The 15918-nt window shown below is 70.9% G+C and carries 11 protein-coding genes and 1 pseudogene; 7 read left to right on the top strand and 5 right to left on the bottom strand.

The genetic code is table 11. The annotated features are described in order from the left end of the window. A partial coding sequence (locus ABD120_RS20985) for a vWA domain-containing protein (protein ID WP_343951655.1) occupies positions 1-1086 on the bottom strand: 1086 nt, incomplete at its 3' end. A gap of 25 nt (positions 1087-1111) precedes the next feature. Continuing rightward, positions 1112-2200 carry an AAA family ATPase gene (locus ABD120_RS20980; protein ID WP_343951654.1) on the bottom strand — a complete coding sequence of 363 codons (1089 nt, stop codon included), beginning with the start codon at positions 2198-2200 and terminating at the stop codon, positions 1112-1114. A gap of 272 nt (positions 2201-2472) precedes the next feature. Here ABD120_RS20980 and ABD120_RS20975 point away from each other — a divergent pair, with 272 nt between their 5' ends. Beyond that, positions 2473-3987, top strand: coding sequence for an alpha/beta hydrolase (locus ABD120_RS20975; protein WP_343951653.1), 1515 nt, complete (start codon positions 2473-2475; stop codon positions 3985-3987). A gap of 6 nt (positions 3988-3993) precedes the next feature. On the opposite strand, the gene ABD120_RS20970 is transcribed toward ABD120_RS20975, so the two are convergent. Beyond that, on the bottom strand, positions 3994-4944 hold the full coding sequence (locus tag ABD120_RS20970) for a phage baseplate protein (protein WP_343951652.1): 951 nt from the start codon (positions 4942-4944) through the stop codon (positions 3994-3996). A 220-nt stretch (positions 4945-5164) separates the two neighbouring features. On the opposite strand from ABD120_RS20970, the gene ABD120_RS20965 reads away from it, so the two are divergent. From ABD120_RS20965 to ABD120_RS20940, 6 genes are all read left to right on the top strand, one after another. Further along, positions 5165-5527 carry an ArsR/SmtB family transcription factor gene (locus ABD120_RS20965; RefSeq protein ID WP_343951651.1) on the top strand — a complete coding sequence of 121 codons (363 nt, stop codon included), beginning with the start codon at positions 5165-5167 and terminating at the stop codon, positions 5525-5527. A gap of 74 nt (positions 5528-5601) precedes the next feature. Next, a complete protein-coding gene (locus tag ABD120_RS20960; protein WP_343951650.1) occupies positions 5602-6903 on the top strand; it encodes an MFS transporter in 1302 nt (433 codons plus the stop codon). A gap of 173 nt (positions 6904-7076) precedes the next feature. After that, positions 7077-8954: an ABC transporter permease gene (locus tag ABD120_RS20955; RefSeq protein ID WP_343951649.1), complete on the top strand. Its 1878-nt coding sequence runs from the start codon at positions 7077-7079 to the stop codon at positions 8952-8954. Positions 8955-8976: 22 nt separating this feature from the next. Next, positions 8977-10227 (top strand): extracellular solute-binding protein, encoded by a 1251-nt coding sequence (locus ABD120_RS20950; protein ID WP_343951648.1) that lies wholly within the window; start codon positions 8977-8979, stop codon positions 10225-10227. A gap of 121 nt (positions 10228-10348) precedes the next feature. Beyond that, entirely contained in the window at positions 10349-11716 is a 1368-nt protein-coding gene (locus tag ABD120_RS20945; RefSeq protein ID WP_343951647.1) for an MFS transporter, read from the top strand. A 138-nt stretch (positions 11717-11854) separates the two neighbouring features. Then, positions 11855-12817 (top strand): UbiA family prenyltransferase, encoded by a 963-nt coding sequence (locus ABD120_RS20940; protein ID WP_343951646.1) that lies wholly within the window; start codon positions 11855-11857, stop codon positions 12815-12817. Between the two features lie 47 nt (positions 12818-12864). Here the strand turns inward: ABD120_RS20940 and ABD120_RS20935 are convergent, their stop codons facing one another. Further along, a complete protein-coding gene (locus tag ABD120_RS20935; RefSeq protein ID WP_343951645.1) occupies positions 12865-15189 on the bottom strand; it encodes an ATP-binding protein in 2325 nt (774 codons plus the stop codon). A gap of 350 nt (positions 15190-15539) precedes the next feature. After that, a pseudogene (locus tag ABD120_RS20930) lies at positions 15540-15918 on the bottom strand (flavodoxin-dependent (E)-4-hydroxy-3-methylbut-2-enyl-diphosphate synthase); the annotation flags it as partial.

Raw genomic sequence — 15918 nt, 5'->3', positions numbered from 1 at the left:
CATCGCCGCCGCCAGCCCGGCGCGCAGGTCCGTGCCGCCGCCGCCGACCAGTTCGATGTCGGCCGCCCGGCGTACGGTCTGGACCGGGTGCGGCCGGACGTCGCAGCACAGCGCCCGCAGCCGCCGCGGCCCGGACACCCCGTCGACGATCGCGCCCACCTCGGTCAGCAGCCGCTTCAGCGCCTCGTCGGTCACGCTGCCGGAGGTGTCGATCACCAGCACCGTGTCCGGCACCGGGCGCACCAGCGACGGCGGCACGATCGCCGTGTAGGCGCCCGCGCGCCGCGACGGGCGGCTGTAGCTGAAGTCGACCCGCCCGGCGGTCGTGCTCAGCCCGCGCCGGATCAGCGCGCCCAGGCGGGCCCGCCAGTCCACCGACGGGCGCAGCCGCTCCTCCGCCCAGCGCCGCCAGCCCGCAGGCACCTCGCTGCGGGCGGCGGCCCGCTCGTGCATGCCGGCCGCGAGGGAGCGTTCGAGCAGTTCCCTGTCCAGTTCGGTCAGCCCTTCGTCGGTGCCGCCGTTCTCGTAGGGCCGGGGGTGACCGTCGGCCGCGCTGCCGCAGTCGATCGCCGCCGCCGGCGCCCCGCCGCCGCGCCCCATCTCCTCCGCCAGCGCCTCCAGCATCGGCGCGTACTCCTCCGCCGTGCGGTTGACCGGCAGACCCAGTTCGCCGGGCGAGATCACCCCGGCCGGGCCGGGCAGTCCCGCTGCCTCCAGGTCGTCGTTGATCTCGGCGTCCGCCGCCTGGTTCCATCGGCCCTCGGCCGCGCCCGCCGCGTGGGTGTTCCCCGGCCGGGCGGGGGAACGGGCCGCGTGGCCGCGTACCAGGTGGCCCACGTGGTGCAGCATCCACCAGCCGAGTTCCTCCACCGGCGTGGCGAGCGCGATGCCCGGTTCGACGTACAGGTTCCAGCGGGTGTCGGCGGGGAACGCGCGGAAGTCCGCGTCGGCCGCCGGTGCTTGCGGGCCCGCGTCCAGGATGACCGGGTTGAGGGCGAAGACCGCCGACGCGAGGTACGGTGCCCGGTGCGCCGCCCACAGCCGCGCGGCGGCGACACGGGCGTGCGTCTGCCTCTCGTAGGTCACCGGGGCACCGTCCTGGGTGAGGGTGTCATCGCAGGAGTCCGGCCGCGCGCAGGACCGGTGCGAGTTCCAGCATCGTCGTGGGCAGCCTCGCGCCCTCCGGCCGGGAACGTGCCAAGGAGCGGGCGGCGCTCGCCGCGACGTCCGGCGCCGTGTGCGCGACCCGCGCCACCACCGTCCAGGCCCGCTCCCACGAGTCGGCGCCGCCGTCCGAGCGGACGTGCGCGGCCACCGCGCCGAGCAGGGCGTGCAGCCGGTCGAGCCGGTCCGGCAGGCGAGCACCCGGGTCGGCCAGGAGGGTCGCCGGGTCGGGCAGGTCGAGGTCGCGCCGCCAGGACAGCAGTTCGAACCCGGCCCCCTCCCCCACCGCGCCGAGCACCAGTTCGGCCAGCACCGCCTCACCCGCGCCCGCGTGCTCACAGGCGGCGAACGCGCGGGCGGCCATGTCCCAGCTGCGCGGGCTGGGCCAGCCGCGCCCGGCGCGCTCGGGGGTGTCGGGTACGGCCAGCACGAGCTCCGGCCGCACCCGCAGGAACGCGCCCACGGCCGACCTGGCGGCGGCCGTCTCGGCCGGCCCTGCCGCGTCCTTCAGGTCGAACTCCGGCACCGGGAAGCCGCTCGCGAAGCCCTCCGCGATGTCGTCGGCGGAGACGGTCCAGTCCAGGTGGATGAGCCTGTTGGCGAGCGGCGCCGTCAGGTCCCAGCCGTCGGCCGCCTGGCCGGGCGGGTTGGCGGCGGCCACGATCCGCACCTCCGGCGGCAGCACCAGGTCGCCCACCGTGCGTTCCAGCACCACGCGCAGCATGGCGGCCTGCACCGCGGGCGGGGCGGTGGTCAGCTCGCCGAGGAGCAGCAGGCCGCCGCCTCCGGCGGCGAGCCGCTCGGCCCAGCGGGGCGGCGCGAACCAGGTGCCGCCTTCGCGCAGCACCGGCAGGCCGGAGAAGTCGCTCGGTTCCCTGATGGAGCCGACCACGACCTCGACGGGCAGCCCTGCGGCGGCGCCGAGCGCGACCACCGAGGAGGTCTTGCCGGTGCCCGGGGCACCCCACAGGATGACCGGCAGATCGGCGCTCACCGCTGTCGCGAGCGCCTGTCGGATAACCGCGGGCGCGGCCATGGGCGTCCTCCCCTTCCAGGCGGGCCGCCGAACGGCCCGCACACTGCCGTCATCATATGTTGACGCACACTTGAGCGTCAACATTTGATGACGCGTTCCCGTGCCGCTGCTCGACACCGGGGGTACCTCGCCGCGAAGGACTCCCCTGTGTTCCACGCGCATCTGGCGTTATCGGCCGATCGGTCGAAGATCACCGGCCATCCGGTCGATCCGCGCGGCGGGCCGCCGCGCCTAGCGTCGTCGTGACTTTCACCCGAGATCAAGGAGTAGCGATGCGTGGTGTGCTCACGCTTGCCGTCGGCCTCGCACTGGTGGGCGCCGTCCCGCCCGCCGCCGCACAGGACGCCGGGCCGCCCTCGGCCCACGAGGAGCAGCGGCTCGGCTGGGGGCCGTGCCCGGCCGCGCAGCGGGAGCTGATCCGGGCGGGCGCGCGGTGCGCGAAGGTCAAGGTCCCCCTCGACTACGCCGACCCCGCAGGACCGGCTGTCGAGATCACCGTCTCCCGTGTCCAGGCGAGGTCGGCGAAGCGGCGCGGCATCCTGCTGTCCAATCCGGGCGGCCCCGGCGGCACGGGGCTGAACAGCACCCTGACCCTGCGGCGGACGCTCGGGAGGACGGCCGACGCCTACGACCTGATCGGTTTCGACCCCCGGTTCCTGGGCGAGAGCTCCCCTGTACGGTGCGCCCCGGCGGGCCCGGCGCGACCGCCCGGCCCGTCCTCGTCGGCCCGCGCGGACTTCGACAGATCGGTGCGGGCCGCGCGGGACACCGTACGGCGCTGCTTCGCCCCCGAGGGCAACGCCGCGCTGCTCCCCCACGCCTCCACCCGCAACGTCGCGCGGGACATGGACCTGATCCGCAAGGTCCTCGGTGAGCCGAGGCTGTCGTATTACGGCGTCTCCTATGGCGCCGACCTGGGCGCGGTGTTCGCCGAGATGTTCCCGCGCAGCGTCGATCGCCTGGTGCTCGACTCCGCGACCGATCCGGCGGCGACGCAGTACGAGTTGTTCAGGCGCAGCGGCCGGCCGCTGGAGGGGGCACTGGACGAATGGGCCGCCTGGACGGCGCGGCGGCCCTCCTACGGGCTCGGCCGCACCCGCGCGCAGGTGCGGGCCGGTGTGGAGCGGCTCCTCGAACGCGCCACCCGGCGGCCGGTCGCGATCGGCGGGACGCGGCTCGACGCGCCGCTGCTGCGGCTGATCCTCAGGCAGTTCGTCCAGCACGGCGAGCACGACGCGGCCCTGGCCGCCGTCGTCCGCGACCTCCGGCGGGCGGCGGAGGGCAGGCCGGTCGAGCCCGGTCCCGAGCTGGCCGCGATGCTGGAGTTGCTCGAATCGCCCGCCCTGGCCGACGGCATGGTGGGCGGCGCGCTGTTCATGTGCGGGGACGGCGGCTGGCCCGCCGGGGGCTGGCCGCAGGACCCGGAGGCGTACTGGCGCAACATCGTGCGCGACAAGGCGGCGCTGCCCGTGTTCGGGCCGATGACGAGCGGGATGACGGCGCCGTGCGCGTTCTGGGGAAGCGAGCCCGGCGAGGCGGGCACGCCGGTGGGCAACGCCGTGCCCGCGCTGATCCTGCACGCGCGCCGGGACGCCAACGTCCCGTACGCGGGCGCCGTGGCACTGCATCGCAAGATGACCGCCTCGCGGCTGGTGACGGCGGACGTCCGCGCGCACGGGGTCTACGGCCGCGCGGCCGAGGGATTCCGGCCGGTCCCGTGCGCCGACCGGGCGGTCAACGCGTATCTGGACGGCGGCGCGCTGCCCACCCGCGACCTCGCCTGCTGAGCCCGGTTACATGCGGGCGGACTTGTACCAGATGCTGGCCCGCCGGGCGTCGGCCGTTCCGGAGGCGAAGCCGAAGCAGAGCCGGGGCCTGCCGCCGACCACCTGGATCGCCATGCCCTCCGGCTCACGGTAGTCGAGCGAGGAGCCCGCCTGCGAGAAGGAGCGGTGGACCTGCCGCGCCGTACGCATGTCGACACAGGTGATGTAGGTGTTGCCGGGCTTGCGGTTCGCGGCGCCGTAGGCGTGGCCCTCCAGGGTGTAGAGGAAGTCGCCGCAGATCGTCCACCCCTGGGGGTTGCTGCCGGGGCGTTCGAACCCGAAGTCGTAGATCGGCTTCCGGTTGCCCGCCTTGAACCTCTCCAGGTCGTAGACGGTGTAGCGGAGCCTGCCCCCCACCCGGTGCCTGATGCCCAGCCGCTTGGTCGTGGGGTCGATGGACGGGGTGGTGCTGGTGGCGTTCGGCAGCTCGTACTTGTTCGCCACCTGGTCCTTGTCGAGCTGCCTGCCCGGCTGGAAGGGGAACCTGGCGATCTTCCGTCCCCACGCGTAGTCGTCGGGCGAGCGGACGGCGTCGACCTCGGTCCACAGGAAGACCCGGCCGCCGACCGGCTCGACGGCGATCGACACCCCGTGGCCGAAGGACCTGAGGGTCATGTGGGCGAGTTCGGTGCCGGTGCGGCTCATCTTGGTGACGGTGAGGTGGCCGTTGGCCCGGGTGTCGCTCCCCCGCTGCACCTGGGCGGCGTAGATGTGGCCGTTGACGTCGTCGAAGGCGAAGGACTGCATGACGGTCGGGTCGTGCAGGGGGTTCTTCCACAGGATGCTGTACGACGGCGAGGCGAGGTTGAAGCGGCCCTCGCCCGCCCATGACGGCTCGCCCGCCAGCGCGGGCACCGAGGCGGCGGCGACCCCCGCTCCGATCTTCAGCAGACCTCTGCGCGACATGGTTTCCGACAAGGCGGCACTCCTTTTTCGTTCGGCGCTCTGATCGCACGCTGCGGGGACTGCGGACGGTCGCGCCCCGGACACACCGTGCGGCGAAACACGCTAGCCGCGCACCACCCGGCTCCTTGAGCGTTTCGTCAGGGAAACCGGGGCAACTTCCTGCCAGTACGGAATGTCCCATCCAGTCGCCGGCCGATCTGTCAAGCCGTCCCGGCCGCCTACGATGAGCACCATGCCGGAGCCCGATCGCCCCACGCCCGCCACGGTGCACCTGCACCGGCCCGTCCCCGACCGGGCGCAGCTCGACGCCGCGAGCAGGGTGTTCGCCCTGCTGTCCGACCCCACGCGGCTGCACCTGCTGTGGCTGCTGTCGGAGAACGAGGCCGATGTGAGCCATCTGGCGCAGGCGAGCGGCGCCGCCCGTCCCGCCGTCAGCCAGCACCTGGCCAAGCTCCGCCTGGCCAATCTGGTGCGCTCGCGCAAGGAGGGGCGCCGGGTCGTGTACTCCCTGCGTGACGGGCATCTGCGCAACCTCGTCCTGGAGGCGCTGAGCCACGCCGAACACAAGGTGACGGGCGATCCCTGGCATTCCTGAGCACGGCGGGAATGTTCCCGCACCCCCCATGGTTCAACGTGTGCGCATGAATGCACATGTTGAATCGAGGGGTCATGTTCCAGGTACTGCGCCACCGCACCTACCGTCACCTGTTCATCGCTCAGGTCGTCGCCCTGGTCGGCACCGGGCTGGCCACCGTGGCGCTGAGCCTGCTCGCCTACGACCTCGCCGGGGCCGACGCCTCGGCCGTGCTCGGCACCGCGCTGGCGATCAAGATGGTCGCCTACGTGGGCATCGCACCGGTGATCAGCGCGTTCGCCGACCGCATCCCGCGCCGGACGCTGATGGTCGGCTCCGACCTCATCCGCGCCGGGGTCGCGCTCGCCCTGCCGTTCGTGACCCAGGTGTGGCAGATCTACGTGCTCATCTTCCTGCTCCAGTCGGCCTCCGCCGCCTTCACGCCGACGTTCCAGGCCACCATCCCCGAGTTGCTCAAGGAGGAGCGCGACTACACACGGGCGCTCACGCTGTCGCGGCTCGCCTACGACATGGAGAGCCTGTTCAGCCCGGTGCTCGCCGCCGGACTCCTGTCTCTGATCACCTACAACTGGCTGTTCATGGGTACGGTGTTCGGCTTCCTCGCCTCCGCCGCGTTCGTGATCTCCGTCGTCCTGCCGAAGCCCACGCCGGTCCGCCGCACGGGCGGCCCGTTCGCCAAGGCCACCTACGGAACCCGGCTGTTCTGGGCGGTGCCGGAGTTGCGCGCCCTGCTGGCGCTGAACCTGGCGGTCGCCGCCGGCGGCGCGATGGTCATCGTCAACACGGTGGTCCTGGCCCGCGAGTACCTGCAGCGCGGCGCCGGTGACACCTCGCTGGCCCTCGGCGCCTTCGGAGCCGGGTCGATGGTCGTGGCGCTGCTCCTGCCCCGCGCGCTGGAGCGGGTCAGCGACCGGGCGGTGATGCTGGCGGGCGCGTACACGCTGTTCGGCGCCCTCGTCGCGGTGACCGCCACGCTGGCCGCCGGTGTGCTGACGTGGCCGGTGATGCTGGGGACCTGGGCGGTGACGGGAGCCGCGACCGCCGCGGTGCTCACCCCGACCGGGCGGCTGATCCGCCGCTCGGTCGCGGCCGCCGACCTGCCCGCCGCGTTCGCCGCGCAGTTCTCCCTGTCGCACGCGGCGTGGCTGCTCACCTACCCGCTGGCCGGATGGCTGGCGTCGGAGTTCGGCATGACGGCCGCCGCCGCCACGCTGACGGTGCTCGGGCTGGTCGCGGCCGTCGCCGCACGGCTCCTGTGGCCGCTCCGGCGGCCGTCGGCGCCGCTCGCGCCCCGCCGTCCGCGCCACACGGCCGGTCCGCGCAGCCTGCGGGTCCTGCACCGCACGCACGCCAGGCGCCCGGTCTCCACCCGATAGCGGCCCGCCACCGCCCCACCCGGCAGCCGGGTGGGGCTTTTGGCGCGTTCCATCAGTGATCGGGCCATGCTCACTCTTTGATTGAAGTTGCTTGAATTAATCGCAAAACGCTTGACATCGAGCAAATTCACAAAGAGCATTGCGCCACGGCTGGACGAAAGGGGTCTGCGGAGATGGCGAATCGGACTGCGGATCCCGGTCTGGCGCAAAGAGCCGCCGCACTGTGGCAGCGCACCGTGCCCTGGCGGTGGCTGGCGCCGAGCACCGTCCTCATCGCGGGCGTCGTGCTCTTTCCCGCTCTCTACATGGTCTGGATGTCCTTCCAGGACATCAGCAGAATCGGGCTGCTCAGGGGCTTCGCCGGATTCGACAATTACGTCAGGTTGTTCCAGGAGGACGCGCTCGGCCAGGTGGTGGGCAACACCCTGCTGTGGCTGGTGATCGTCGTCGGGCTGACCATGCTGTTGTCACTCGCGCTCGCGCAGTTCCTGACCAAGGAGTTCTTCGGCCGCAGGTTCGTCAGGCTCGCGCTGCTGGTGCCGTGGGCGACCTCGCTGGTGATGACCGCCACCGTGTGGCGCTTCATCTACGAGGGCGGCAACGGCCTGCTCAACCGCCTGCTCATGGACCTGTCGCTCATCTCGGCGCCGGTCGACTGGTACAAGGATCCGGCCACCGCGATCTACTCGGTCATGGCGGTCGGGATCATCACCTCGATGCCGTTCACCACGTACGTGCTGCTGTCCGGGCTGCAGACGGTGCCGCACGACGTGCTGGAGGCGGCGCGGATCGACGGCGCGGGCGCGTGGGCGGCCTGGCGGCGGGTGACACTGCCGATCCTGCGGCCCTCGCTCATGATCGCACTGATCCTGAACATGCTGCACGTCTTCAACGCCTTCACCGTCATCTGGGTGATCATGGGCAAGACGGCGGGCAACCACGCCGACACCACGGTGACGTGGCTGTACAAGATCGCCTTCACGGCGCAGCTCGACTCGGGCGAGGCGGCGGCGCTGGGCGTGGTCAACGTGGTGTTCCTGCTGCTGCTCATCCTGGCCTTCGTGCTGGTGCTGCGCCCCCACCGCGACCCGGCGGCCACCGGTGAGCCACCCGCCCGGAAGGACCCCGCCGCCGAGCCGGGGCCCGCTGTGCCCACCGTGGCCGCGCCCCGGCCGCAGCCCGTCGGGCGGAGCCGGCCGGTGCTGCTGCGGGCGGGACGGGGGTGGCAGCGGGTCCGTCCCGTCGCGCTGCCGGTCGTCGGGTTCGCGGTGGCGCTGTTCTTCCTCGCGCCGTACGCGGCGATGCTGCTCGGCTCGCTGAAGTCCGACGCCGAACTGTTCGCCGTCCCGGCGACGTACCTGCCGGAGAGCTGGGCCTGGTCCAACTACGCCGACGTGTGGAGCCGGATCCCGCTGGCCGACTACTTCCGGGTCAGCATGATCGTCGCGCTGGTGTCGACGGTGCTCGTGGTGGTGGTCGGGGCGCCCGCGGCGTACATGCTGGCGCGTTTCACGTTCAAGGGGCGCGCGGCCTTCCTCGGGGTGATCCTCGTGACGCAGGTGTTCCCCGCGGTCGCGCTGCTCATCGGCCTGTACCAGCAGGCGCTGTTCGTCGACGGGATCAACAGCTACGGCGTCATCATCGCCATCAACTCGGCCTTCAACCTGGCGTTCGCGGTGTGGATCCTGCACGCGCACTTCAGGTCGATCCCCGTGGAGATCGACGAGGCCGCGATGATGGACGGCCTCGGCCGGTTCCGGATCATGCTGAGGATGACCCTCCCGCTGGCCGCGCCCGGGCTGGTCACCGTGATGATCTTCACCTTCATCCAGGTGTGGAACGAGTTCGTCATCGCACTGACGCTCTTCAACGACCCGGCGACCGGGCGGGTGCCGCTCACGGTCGGCGTCCAGCAGTTCATCGGCCTGTACGAGACCAACTACCAGTATCTCTTCGCCGCGGCGCTGATGGCGATCGTGCCCGCGGTGCTCCTGTTCGCACTCATCGAGAAGCACCTGGTGAGCGGCCTCACCTCGGGTAGCACCAAGTGACCATGAGAAGGGTCGGTATGACATGTCCTCCAGAACCAGACCTCGGCTGCTCGGCGCCGTGGCGGCGGCACTCGTCCTCGCGCTGAGCGCGTGTGGTGGCGGCGGCTCGGGCGGCGGCGGCGATTCGCAGTCCATCAAGCTGGTCGTCGCGCAGTACACCGAGGGCACCCGCCCCTACTGGGACAAGCTGATCTCCGCCTTCGAGGCCAAGCACCCGGGCAGGAACGTCGACCTGCAGGTGATCGACTGGGGCAACCTGCAGAGTCAGGTCAACACCATGGTCCAGACCCGGCAACTGCCCGACGTGCTCAACATCAACGTCTTCGCCGACTACGCCGAGGCCGGGCTGTTGTACCGCGCCGACGAGGTGGTCTCCAAGCAGGTGCTGTCGGACTTCCTGCCGTCGTTCGCCGAGAACGCCTCCTACGACGGCGTCCAGTACGGCCTGCCGTTCGTCGCCACGGTCAACGGCATGTACTACAACAAGACGATCCTGAAGAAGGCGGGCTTCGACCAGCCGCCCGCCACGTGGGAGGAGTTCCGCGCGGCGGTCAAGGCGATCAAGGCGCTGCCCGGCGGCTATGTGCCGTACGCGCTGGCGCTCGGCGCCGAGGGCGGCGACTACGAGTTCGGCACCTGGATCCGCGCCAACGGCGGCGACTGGCGCACGGACGGCAAGTGGACGGTCAACGGCGAGCGCAGCGTCGAGGCGCTGGAGTTCCTCAAGTCGCTCACCCAGGAGGGGTACACGCAGCCCAACCCCGGCCAGACCAACCGGGCCGACGGCACCTGGCCGTTGTTCGCCCAGGGCAAGGTGGGCATGGTCTACGCCTCGTTCGGCACCCGGGCCTTCCTCGACCCGGTGGACAAGGCGGGGGTGGATTACGGCACCGCCGCCCACCCCACCAACCACGGCGCCGAGGCGACCACGCACGGCATCCAGGACTACCTGATGGCCTTCAAGAAGGACGGCAACCAGCAGACGGTCCGCGAGTTCCTGGACTTCTTCTACCAGGCCGACAACTACTCCGAGTACCTGAAGGTGGAGGGCCTGCTGCCGACGACCGCCTCCGGTTCGTCGGCCATGCGCCAGGATCCGAAGGTCAGCCCGATCGTGGACATGGTGGCCAAGGCGCGCTTCGACCCGACCTCGCAGCCGGTGTGGGCGGAACTGCGCGGCACGATGGCCGCCGACCTCGGCACCGCGCTCGCCCCCGACGGTGATCCGCGCGCGACGCTGGGCAAGTTCCAGCAGCTCGCCGAACGTCCCTGAACGCCCGCTCCACCCGATGAGCCCGGTCGCCCGAACGGCGGCCGGGCTCTCGGTTGCAAACCCCCGGGGGGTATGTTACATTCCCGGCCATCGGCCCAACGGATACCCCATGGGGGTTTAAATGACTGCCAATCCTCGCCGGTGGTGGGCGCTCGCCGTCCTCGCCACCGCGCAGTTCATGGTCATCATGGACACGTCGATCATCGGCGTGGCCCTGCCGGACATGCAGCGCGACCTGGGCTTCACCCAGGAGGGGCTGCAGTGGGTGTTCAACGCCTACGTGATCGCCTTCGGCGGCCTGCTCCTTCTTGGCGGCCGCCTGGCCGACCTGTTCGGCGCGCGGAAGATCTTCTCCGCCGGCTGGGTCGTCCTGATCGCCGGCTCGGTCGTGGCCGCGGCCGCCACCACCGCCTGGGTGGAGGTCGCCGGCCGGGCCGTCCAGGGAGTCGGCGGCGCGCTCATCGCCCCCGCCGCCATGACCCTGCTCATGATGCTCTTCGGCCACAACCAGCGCGAACTCGGCAAGGCCATGGCCCTGTACGGCGCCGCCGCCCCGGCCGGCGGCACCGCGGGCGTCTTCCTCGGCGGTGTCATCGCCGAGTACCTGACCTGGCCGTGGGTCTTCATCATCTACGTCCCCATCGGCGTGGTGACGCTGCTGGCCGTACCGGCCCTGCTGCCCGCGACAAAGGGCGGGCGCGGCTCGGTGGACGTGCTCGGCGGCATCGCCGCCACGGCCGGCATCACCCTGCTCGTCTACGCGATCGTCTCGGAGAACTGGCTCATCGCCCTCGGCGGCGGCGCGCTCCTGGCGCTGTTCCTGATCATCCAGCGGACGGTGCGCTCGCCGCTGATGCCGCTGTCCATCTGGCGCACGCCGGGCCTCGCCGCCGCCAACGTCGCGATGACGCTGCTCGGCGCGGCGTGGATCCCGATGTGGTACTTCCTCAACCTGTACCTCCAGCAGGTGCTGGGTTACGGCGCCTTCGCCAGCGGCTCGGCGCTGCTGCCCATGACGATCGCCATCATGATCTTCATGGTGGGCATCACCGCCCGTCTGCTCGGCCGCTTCGGCGCCAAGCCGCTCATCGTGCTCGGCCTGGGCGTACTGGCGGCGGGCGTGGCGGGCCTTGCCTTCGCCCGGCCGGACGGGTCCTTCCTCACCGACGTCCTGCCGGCCAGCCTGGTCGCGGCGGTCGGCATGTCGCTGGCCTACATCCCGGCGATGATGTCGGCGATGTCCGGCGCCCGGCCGGAGGAGGCGGGCCTGGCCTCCGGGATCGTCAACACCACCTACAACGTGGGCTCGGCGCTGGGCCTCGCGGTCATGACCGCGATCGCCACCTCGCAGGGCGCCGCCGAACTGGGCGACCTCGGCAGGCTCACCGACGGGTTCCAGGCCGCGTTCGTCGGGGCCGCGGTGGTCGCCGCGGCCGGAGCGGTGCTCTCCCTGGCCTTCATGCGCGGCAAGAATACCCTACCCAGGTAAGGTAAATTCGGTGGTGGGGCGCCGGCCCCGCCACCGGACGCCAGTTTCTTGTACGCCCGTAGCAGTGACCTTGCTATTCACCCTGCTAGCCGCCGCGCTTCTACCTTTGCGTGAGGTATCCAGCGACTAGGGGTGAAGATGGCTGCGCCAACCGCCGGCAAACCCGCTCCGGGCGTCCGCTCGACCTTCGTCAGCTACGCCAGGCTGGTGAAGTTCCAGTTCGTGCTCGACTTCTGCCTCGCGCTGGTCGTCGCGTGGACGGCCCTGCCACCCGAGGCCAAGTTCTCGGGGCAGACCTACCTCGTCCTGCTCACGTTCGTCCTCGGGCAGATCGGCGTCCTGTCGGCCGTGATGTCCCTCGACGACGTCACCGGCATCAAGGACGGCAGCGACCAGGCCAACTACCTGCACGGCGACCAGAGCCGGCTGCGCCCGCTGTCGCGCAAGCCGCTGCTGACCGGCGCGCTCAGCGTCTCGCACGCCGCCCGCTTCGGCTACCTGAGCATCGCGTGGGGGGTGCTGTGGTGGACGGTCACCGCCCTCATCGCCCCGCACCCGGCGCCGTGGGCGATCCTCGTCGCCGCGCTCCTGCTCACGTCCAGCGTGCAGTACTCCTGGGGGCTCAAGCTCAGCTACCGGGGTCTCGGGGAGGCGCTGCTCCTGCTGTGCCCTGCGGCCTTCGTCGTCGCGCCGTACGGATTCCTCACCGGCGAACTTCCCGCCCTCGTGGCCGTCTGCGCACTGCTGTTCGGTTTCGGCCAGCTCATGATCGGCGCCTACTCCAACACCAACGACATCGAGGGCGACGCCGCCGTGGGGCGCAGGACCGTCGCGGTCCTCACCTCCCCGCGCGGCAACCGCGTCTTCCTCGGCTGCGTCACCACCGCCAACCTGGCGCTGATCGTGCTCCCCCCGGCCGTGGGGTGGGTGCCGTGGTGGTTCCCGCTGGTGCTGCTGCCGGTCGTCGTGCTGCGCGTACGGCAGTACGGTTCCTTCCTCTCGAACGGCAACCCGCTTCTGGCCCGCAAGCGCGGGGTGGTCGTGTTCCGTACGACGGTCGTGTGCCTGCTGGCGGCGGGCCTGCTCCACTCCGGTTTCTGACCGGGTGCCGCCGATGAGCCCCGCTCCCGGGCTCATCGGCGCGCCCGTCACAGTGGCAGGTCGTTGCCGCTCTGCAACTTGATCATCCAGTTGGCGACGGAGACCCGCGACGAGCAGTCGAGCTTGCGCATGATCTTCCGCAGGTGGTTGACGACCGTCCACTCGGCGATCCCCAGCCGGCGGGCGATCTTGCGGTTGGTGAGGCCGAGCGCGACGAGTTCGGCTATCTCCAGTTCCCTGCTGGTCAGCGGGTTGTCCTCGCCGTACTGCTGCATCCGCACCACCAGCAGCTTCTGCATGGGGGTGAGCGCGTCGCAGATCGTCTCCTGGAGGTCCATGCCGAGCCCGACCGCCCACGCCTCCTCGAAGATCTCTGCTTCCAGCCGTTCGCGTGCCTCCGACAGCACCCGCTCGACGTCGGTCCGCGCCACCCACGGCACGGAGCACTCGACGGCCGCCCGCAGCGCCGCGGCGGCGCCCAGGCTGCGCACCGCCCGCCGCCAGCTCTCGGTGTGGCGCCCGTGGTGCCTGGTGAAGACGGCGGCCAGCCCTTCCAGGCAGGCCACGCACCCGGGCAGGTCCTCCAGCGCGCTGAGCACCTGAAGCGACTCCTGGTAGAGGCGCTCGGCGCGGTCGAAGTTCTCCGTCGCCGAGGCGAGGTCGGCGACGACGCACTGCACCAGCGCCGCGTTGCGCCGGTCCTGGCGCTCGGAGAAGCCCCGGTAGGCGGCGGCGGCGAGCTTCTCCGCCGCCACGAGGTCGCCGAGTGCCAGTTTGCAGACGGCCAGGTCGCGCAGCGCCGCCGCCGGCACTCCGTCGGGGTGGGCGACGTGGAAGGCCGCGACGCTCTCCTCCATCAGGCGCTCCGCCGAGGCGAGGTCGCCCCGGTGGTAGGCGATCAGGCCGAGCAGGCGCCTGCAGTCGGCCGTGTCCACGCACTCGGGCAGGCCCTCGTAGTCGCGCTGGGCCGCGCGCAGCCAGCGCTCGGCGCGCTCGTGCCGTCCCATGGAGATGAGCAGTTCGCCGAGCACGAGCGCGGCGCTGGCCCGGATCTGCCAGGGGATGTCGGTGCCCGCCAGCCCCTGCTCCATCCGGGTCACAGGCTCGTGCGTCAGGCCGCAGATCTGCCAGAACTGCCGCAGGGAGATGCCGATGCGCACGACCGGGACGTAGTTCTTCGTGTCGACGAGGAACCGTAGCACCGCGCCGATGTCGTAGCAGTAGTGGCGCAACTCGTCGAGACACAGCGCCTGGTCGGGACCGCCCATCCGGGTCTCGGCGCCCTCCGCCATCGCCAGCATGTACCGCGAGTGCCCCGCCATCACCCTGTCGTAGTCGCCGCTCTCGCGCAGCCAGTCGAGCATGTGCTGGCGCACCAGCCCCAGCATCTGGAAAGTGACCTCTCCTTCCTGGCATTCGGTCAGCTGGACGACATTGTGGTCCACGAGTTTCTCCAGAAATCCCTGCACCTGCGCCGGGGACTTCTGGGTGCAACCGACGGCGGCGGCCGCGTCGAACAGGTCGTGGAACGGCGCGAGACTGCCGAGGAACGTCTTCTCGGCGGAACTCAGCCTGGCCAGGCTCCATTCGATCGCCGAGCGCATGCTGTGGTGCCGCGACAGGGTGTCGGACCGGCTGCCGGAAAGCACGTCGAGATCGTCGTCGAGGCCGGTCAGCAACGACTGCGGCGACGACAGCTTGATGCGCGCGGCGGCCAGTTCCACGGCCAGCGGCAGGCCGTCGGTGCGCGCGCACAGCCGGGCCACCGCCTCGTAGTTCTCCTGGGTCAATGAGAAGGTGGGCCGGATGGCCCGGGTACGGTGCACGAACAGCTGCACCGAGGGGACCTGCTCCAGCTCGGCGAGGTCCGCCCCGCCGGCCAGGTCGGGCACCGGCAGCGGGGCCAGCCGGATCAGGCTCTCGCCGTACACGACGAGCGGCTCGTCGCTGACGGCCAGCACGGTGAGACCGGGACAGGCCGCGACCAGCGTGCTGAGCAGCGGCCGCAGTGTCCCGAGCAGGCGCTCGCACCCGTCCAGCGCCAGCAGGCAGTGCCGTTCCCTGAGGTGGTCGACCACGTCCTGGCGGGTCGGTGCGGTGATGTCCCCCGTCGCGAAGAACAGCTCGGCGAGCGTGCTCTCGCAGATTCCGTCGGGCTCGACGGCGTGCAGGTCGAGGTAGCGTCCGCCGTGGTCGAAGCGCCCTGAGACGGCCTCGAAGGCGGCCGCGGCCAGCCTGCTCTTACCGACCCCCGCCGGGCCGGTGACGGTGACCAGGCGGGCACGGGCGTCGAGGAGCCTGCAGCAGAGGTCGGCGAACTCGGAGTCCCGCCCGATCAGCGGGGTGGGCGCGTGCGCGGGCGACGCGCTCATGGAGTTGTCAATCGGTAAGGTCCGTCCGGCATTGTCAATCGGGTTCTCGTGCATCATTCCCCTGCCCCCGATGAACGTTTCACTGGAGTCGCAATGTGATGCATCACGAGGATCTGGGCACAATATATGCACAGAAGAGAGCCGACCGCTATGCCAGCCAATCAGATAATCATGACAGTGGGATGGCAGCCTACTGCGCACTTACGGCACACTTGACTGACGTCCTCAGCAAGCGAATAAGGGTGGTCCGCACACCCGCCGCTGTGGTATAGCCGGATTCCACGCCGCACTCAATGGCGTATAGGGCGGCGTTCGATATTGATTGATCATCAATTGCCGCCCTTCGCCTTTCAGCCGCCGACGACGCGGACGGTCGGGCCCGCCTCCTCCTCGTCGTCGAGGTCGATCTCCACGCCCATCTCCTCGGCGATACGCATCGCCTCCTCGATGAGGGTCTCGACGATCTGCGACTCCGGCACCGTCTTGATGACCTCACCCTTCACGAAGATCTGACCCTTGCCGTTGCCCGAGGCGACCCCGAGATCGGCCTCACGAGCCTCACCCGGACCATTGACCACACACCCCATCACCGCCACCCGCAACGGCACCTTCATACCCTCAAGACCCGCCTGCACCTGCTCGGCCAGCGTGTACACATCCACCTGGGCACGACCGCACGACGGACAGGACACGATCTCCAGACCACGCTCACGCAACCCGAGCGACTCC

This window comes from Nonomuraea longicatena, assembly GCF_039525605.1.
GTDB lineage: Bacteria > Actinomycetota > Actinomycetes > Streptosporangiales > Streptosporangiaceae > Nonomuraea > Nonomuraea longicatena.
This window is presented reverse-complemented; position numbering and strand designations above follow the sequence as displayed.

What these genes read in the sequence shown, in the direction of transcription:
- ABD120_RS20980 (WP_343951654.1), bottom strand. Translation starts at nt 2,200, where the DNA reads ATGGCCGCGCCCGCGGTTATCCGACAGGCGCTCGCGACAGCGGTGAGC.
- ABD120_RS20975 (WP_343951653.1), top strand. Translation starts at nt 2,473, where the DNA reads ATGCGTGGTGTGCTCACGCTTGCCGTCGGCCTCGCACTGGTGGGCGCC.
- ABD120_RS20965 (WP_343951651.1), top strand. Translation starts at nt 5,165, where the DNA reads ATGCCGGAGCCCGATCGCCCCACGCCCGCCACGGTGCACCTGCACCGG.
- ABD120_RS20960 (WP_343951650.1), top strand. Translation starts at nt 5,602, where the DNA reads ATGTTCCAGGTACTGCGCCACCGCACCTACCGTCACCTGTTCATCGCT.
- ABD120_RS20955 (WP_343951649.1), top strand. Translation starts at nt 7,077, where the DNA reads ATGGCGAATCGGACTGCGGATCCCGGTCTGGCGCAAAGAGCCGCCGCA.
- ABD120_RS20950 (WP_343951648.1), top strand. Translation starts at nt 8,977, where the DNA reads ATGTCCTCCAGAACCAGACCTCGGCTGCTCGGCGCCGTGGCGGCGGCA.
- ABD120_RS20945 (WP_343951647.1), top strand. Translation starts at nt 10,349, where the DNA reads ATGACTGCCAATCCTCGCCGGTGGTGGGCGCTCGCCGTCCTCGCCACC.
- ABD120_RS20940 (WP_343951646.1), top strand. Translation starts at nt 11,855, where the DNA reads ATGGCTGCGCCAACCGCCGGCAAACCCGCTCCGGGCGTCCGCTCGACC.
- ABD120_RS20935 (WP_343951645.1), bottom strand. Translation starts at nt 15,189, where the DNA reads ATGAGCGCGTCGCCCGCGCACGCGCCCACCCCGCTGATCGGGCGGGAC.